The organism is Gordonia paraffinivorans (genome assembly GCF_900683595.1).
GTDB lineage: Bacteria > Actinomycetota > Actinomycetes > Mycobacteriales > Mycobacteriaceae > Gordonia > Gordonia paraffinivorans.
In genome coordinates this window covers 1-5,343 of the sequence record NZ_CAACYD010000008.1, presented here as the reverse complement: position 1 = coordinate 5,343, position 5,343 = coordinate 1, and the positions used below count along the sequence as shown (strand labels likewise).

At 57.0% G+C, this 5,343-nt stretch carries 3 rRNA genes and 1 pseudogene; all 4 read right to left on the bottom strand.

Annotated features, from left to right (window positions below):
• Positions 1-283 (bottom strand): annotated as a pseudogene (locus E1P53_RS20360) (hypothetical protein); the annotation flags it as partial.
• 129 nt (positions 284-412) lie between these two features.
• Positions 413-529, bottom strand: a 5S ribosomal RNA gene (gene rrf, locus E1P53_RS20355).
• A 112-nt stretch (positions 530-641) separates the two neighbouring features.
• Positions 642-3,772 (bottom strand): 23S ribosomal RNA (locus E1P53_RS20350).
• Positions 3,773-4,234: 462 nt separating this feature from the next.
• Positions 4,235-5,343 (bottom strand): 16S ribosomal RNA (locus tag E1P53_RS20345); the annotation flags it as partial.

Here is a 5,343-nt window from a genome sequence, read left to right as displayed (position 1 = left end):
CTGCGTTGGCCTTGTCGAGCGTCAGGAGATCGCGACGAACCTCGGGATCGAGGTCCGAGGCAGAGATCTCGTCGGGGATCGGCGGACCGGGCTGCCGGCTACCGCGGTCGGCACGCTCACGACCGGGACGATCGGGCCGGCGGCCCCTGCTGCCACCACCCTGGCGGTCTCCCTGACCGCCGCGGCGTTGGCCCCGCGGGCCTCCCTGGCCCCGAGAATCCCGTTGATCCCGCGTATCCCGCTCACCGCGCCCGTCGCGACGCGGTCGATCACGATCATTCATAGCTGCCAATCTATGCCCTCGAACCTTGTTGGGAAGCACCGACCACTGACGATCGGGTGTGGTGGGGATATGAGAAAGGCCCCGTATTCGACGATTGGTTCATCGAATACGGGGCCTTTCTGAAGTTGTGTTCGGCGGTGTCCTACTCTCCCACACTGGTTAAGGTGCAGTACCATCGGCGCTGGAGGGCTTAGCTTCCGGGTTCGGAATGGGGCCGGGCGTTTCCCCTCCGCTATGGCCGCCGTAACTCTGTGAAACAACCACAACAGTTGTTTGTTTGTGTTGTGTGTTGTCTCAGAAGATGCATAGTGGATGCGAACACTGTTCAGACTTTTGTGTCTGGTGGTGTTGTGGTGTTGTTGGTAAGTCCTCGGCCGATTAGTACCAGTCACCTGAACACATTGCTGTGCTTACAGTTCTGGCCTATCAACCCCATGATCTGGGGGGCCTTAACCCCGCTGAGGGGGTGAGAAACCTCATCTTGGAACAGGCTTCCCGCTTAGATGCTTTCAGCGGTTATCCCTTCCGAACGTAGCTAACCAGCGGTGCCCCTGGCGGGACAACTGGCACACCAGAGGTTCGTCCGTCCCGGTCCTCTCGTACTAGGGACAGGTTTCCTCAAGTTTCTTACGCGCGCGGCGGATAGAGACCGAACTGTCTCACGACGTTCTAAACCCAGCTCGCGTGCCGCTTTAATGGGCGAACAGCCCAACCCTTGGACCTACTCCAGCCCCAGGATGCGACGAGCCGACATCGAGGTGCCAAACCATCCCGTCGATATGGACTCTTGGGGAAGATCAGCCTGTTATCCCCGGGGTACCTTTTATCCGTTGAGCGACACCGCTTCCACTTGCCGGTGCCGGATCACTAGTCCCGACTTTCGTCCCTGCTCGACATGTACGTCTCACAGTCAAGCTCCCTTGTGCACTTACACTCAACACCTGATTGCCAACCAGGCTGAGGGAACCTTTGGGCGCCTCCGTTACCTTTTAGGAGGCAACCGCCCCAGTTAAACTACCCACCAGGCACTGTCCCTGAACCCGATCAGGGTCCGAGGTTAGAAGTCCAATACGATCAGAGTGGTATTTCAACAACGACTCCACCAACACTGGCGTGCCGGCTTCACAGTCTCCCACCTATCCTACACAAACCGTACCGAACACCAATACCAAGCTATAGTGAAGGTCCCGGGGTCTTTTCGTCCTGCCGCGCGTAACGAGCATCTTTACTCGTACTGCAATTTCGCCGAGTCTGTGGTTGAGACAGCAGAGAAGTCGTTACGCCATTCGTGCAGGTCGGAACTTACCCGACAAGGAATTTCGCTACCTTAGGATGGTTATAGTTACCACCGCCGTTTACTGGGGCTTAAATTCTCAGCTTCGCGGACGAATCCACTAACCGGTCCTCTTAACCTTCCAGCACCGGGCAGGCGTCAGTCCGTATACATCGTCTTACGACTTCGCACGGACCTGTGTTTTTAGTAAACAGTCGCTTCTCTCTGGTCTCTGCGACCCACACCAGCTCCCACCGCAAGGGTGTTCACCAGCCTGGGTCCCCCTTCTCCCGAAGTTACGGGGGCATTTTGCCGAGTTCCTTAACCACAGTTATCTCGATCGCCTTAGTATTCTCTACCTGACCACCTGTGTCGGTTTGGGGTACGGGCCGTGTACCAACTCGCTAGAGGCTTTTCTCGGCAGCATAGGATCATGGAATTCGCCTCAACGGCTACGCATCACCTCTCAGGCATCACGAGACACGGATTTGCCTATGCCTCGCCCTACAGGCTTACACCAGTACAACCACTAACTGGCCCCACTACCTTCCTGCGTCACCCCATCGCTTGCCTACTACCAGCCGAGGTCCCACGCATCACCCCACCGGGCACCCGAAGGCGCCTCGGAAAGGATCTGGATGGTTAGTACAACTGATTCAGCATGGGCGCGGATACACGGGTACGGGAATATCAACCCGTTGTCCATCGACTACGCCTGTCGGCCTCGCCTTAGGTCCCGACTCACCCTGGGCGGATTAGCCTGGCCCAGGAACCCTTGGTCATCCGGCGGCAGAGTTTCTCACTCTGCTTTCGCTACTCATGCCTGCATTCTCACTCCCACACCCTCCACCACTAGATCACTCTGTGGCTTCCACGGATGCAGGACGCTCCCCTACCCACCCACACACCTGGCCGGCCCTCCGTAGAGAACCGACAAGCTAACGTGTGAGTGCCGCGGCTTCGGCGGTGTACTTGAGCCCCGCTACATTGTCGGCGCAGGACCACTTGACCAGTGAGCTATTACGCACTCTTTCAAGGGTGGCTGCTTCTAAGCCAACCTCCTGGTTGTCTTCGCGACCCCACATCCTTTTCCACTTAGTACACGCTTAGGGGCCTTAGCCGGCGATCTGGGTTGTTTCCCTCTCGACTACGAACCTTATCGCCCGCAGTCTCACTGCCACACTCTCACTTACCGGCATTCGGAGTTTGGCTGACGTCAGTAACCCTGTGGGGCCCATCGGCCATCCAGTAGCTCTACCTCCGGTAAGAAACATGTGACGCTGCACCTAAATGCATTTCGGGGAGAACCAGCTATCACGGAGTTTGATTGGCCTTTCACCCCTACCCACAGCTCATCCCCTCCATTTTCAACTGAAGTGGGTTCGGGCCTCCACGACGTCTTACCGTCGCTTCACCCTGGCCATGGGTAGATCACTCCGCTTCGGGTCTAGACCCGGCGACTCAAACGCCCTATTCAGACTCGCTTTCGCTACGGCTACCCCACACGGGTTAACCTCGCCACCGAGCACTAACTCGCAGGCTCATTCTTCAAAAGGCACGCCATCACCCACCCTCCAAAGGAGGCACAGGCTCTGACGGATTGTAAGCGTCCGGTTTCAGGTACTATTTCACTCCCCTCCCGGGGTACTTTTCACCTTTCCCTCACGGTACTAGTCCGCTATCGGTCACCAGGAAGTATTCAGGCTTACCGGGTGGTCCCGGCAGATTCACAGCAGATTCCACGAGCCCGCTGCTACTTGGGAGAACATCACGCAAGACCATGTGCTTTCAGCTACCGGACTCTCACCGTCTACGGCAGACCATTCCAGGCCACTTCACCTAACACACAGTTTTCTGACTCACGCTTCCACAGGTAGATGGAAGAAGATGAACCCCACAACCCCACACGCACAACCCCTACCCGGTATCACATGCGCATGGTTTAGCCTCCTCCGCTTTCGCTCGCCACTACTCACGGAATCACTATTGTTTTCTCTTCCTATGGGTACTGAGATGTTTCACTTCCCCACGTTCCCCCCACACAGCCTATACATTCAGCTGGTGGTAACACGACATCACTCGTGCTGGGTTTCCCCATTCGGACACCCTCGGATCACAGCTCGTTTGACAACTCCCCGAGGACTATCGCGGCCTACCACGTCCTTCATCGGCTCCTGGTACCAAGGCATCCACCGAACGCCCTTACACACTTACAACAACACCTACAAACAACCCCCCACACACAGAACCACAAAGGGCCCTGCACACGAGGATCGAATGTAGACATCACCAAAAACTCAAAAGTTTTCTGCTCAATCACACACCAACAACACCAGCCACCCCCACAAGGGCCGCCAGCCTTGCCGGCGCGAAATAAAGATGCTCGCATCCACTATGCACTTCTCAAACAACACACACCGCACCCAGCTGCATGCCTCCGCGCCACCACAGGACACCTCACCGACACACACCCGATCTGCAGCTCAGAGGAAAACGTGTGTTCCCTCAGAACCCCGATAGTGTGACGATCAACCCGCCGGCCTCACGACCTCAGCGGCAACCCAGATGTTTCGTCAGGCGACGAAACCCACAGGCTGTGTCTGATGTTTCACCCTCGAACACACACACGCCGCACAGACATACGCTGGCAGAAACGTGTGATGTTGTGTGCTCCTTAGAAAGGAGGTGATCCAGCCGCACCTTCCGGTACGGCTACCTTGTTACGACTTCGTCCCAATCGCCGATCCCACCTTCGACAGCTCCCTCCCACAAGGGGTTAGGCCACCGGCTTCGGGTTCGTGTACCGACTTTCATGACGTGACGGGCGGTGTGTACAAGGCCCGGGAACGTATTCACCGCAGCGTTGCTGATCTGCGATTACTAGCGACTCCGACTTCATGGGGTCGAGTTGCAGACCCCAATCCGAACTGAGACTGGCTTTAAGGGATTCGCTCCACCTCACGGTATCGCAGCCCTCTGTACCAGCCATTGTAGCATGTGTGAAGCCCTGGACATAAGGGGCATGATGACTTGACGTCATCCCCACCTTCCTCCGAGTTGACCCCGGCAGTCTCCTGCAAGTCCCCGCCATTACGCGCTGGCAATACAGGACAAGGGTTGCGCTCGTTGCGGGACTTAACCCAACATCTCACGACACGAGCTGACGACAGCCATGCACCACCTGTCTACCAGCCACAAGGGAAGCCCCATCTCTGGAGCGGTCCGGTAGATGTCAAACCCAGGTAAGGTTCTTCGCGTTGCATCGAATTAATCCACATGCTCCGCCGCTTGTGCGGGCCCCCGTCAATTCCTTTGAGTTTTAGCCTTGCGGCCGTACTCCCCAGGCGGGGTACTTAATGCGTTAGCTACGGCACGGAACCCGTGAAAAGAGTCCCACACCTAGTACCCACCGTTTACGGCGTGGACTACCAGGGTATCTAATCCTGTTCGCTCCCCACGCTTTCGCTCCTCAGCGTCAGTTACTACCCAGAGACCCGCCTTCGCCACCGGTGTTCCTCCTGATATCTGCGCATTTCACCGCTACACCAGGAATTCCAGTCTCCCCTGTAGTACTCAAGTCTGCCCGTATCGCCTGCACGCCTACAATGAGTTGCAGAATTTTCACAGACGACGCGACAAACCGCCTACGAGCTCTTTACGCCCAGTAATTCCGGACAACGCTCGCACCCCTACGTATTACCGCGGCTGCTGGCACGTAGTTGGCCGGTGCTTCTTCTCCAGGTACCGTCACTCACGCTTCGTCCCTGGTGAAAGAGGTTTACAACCC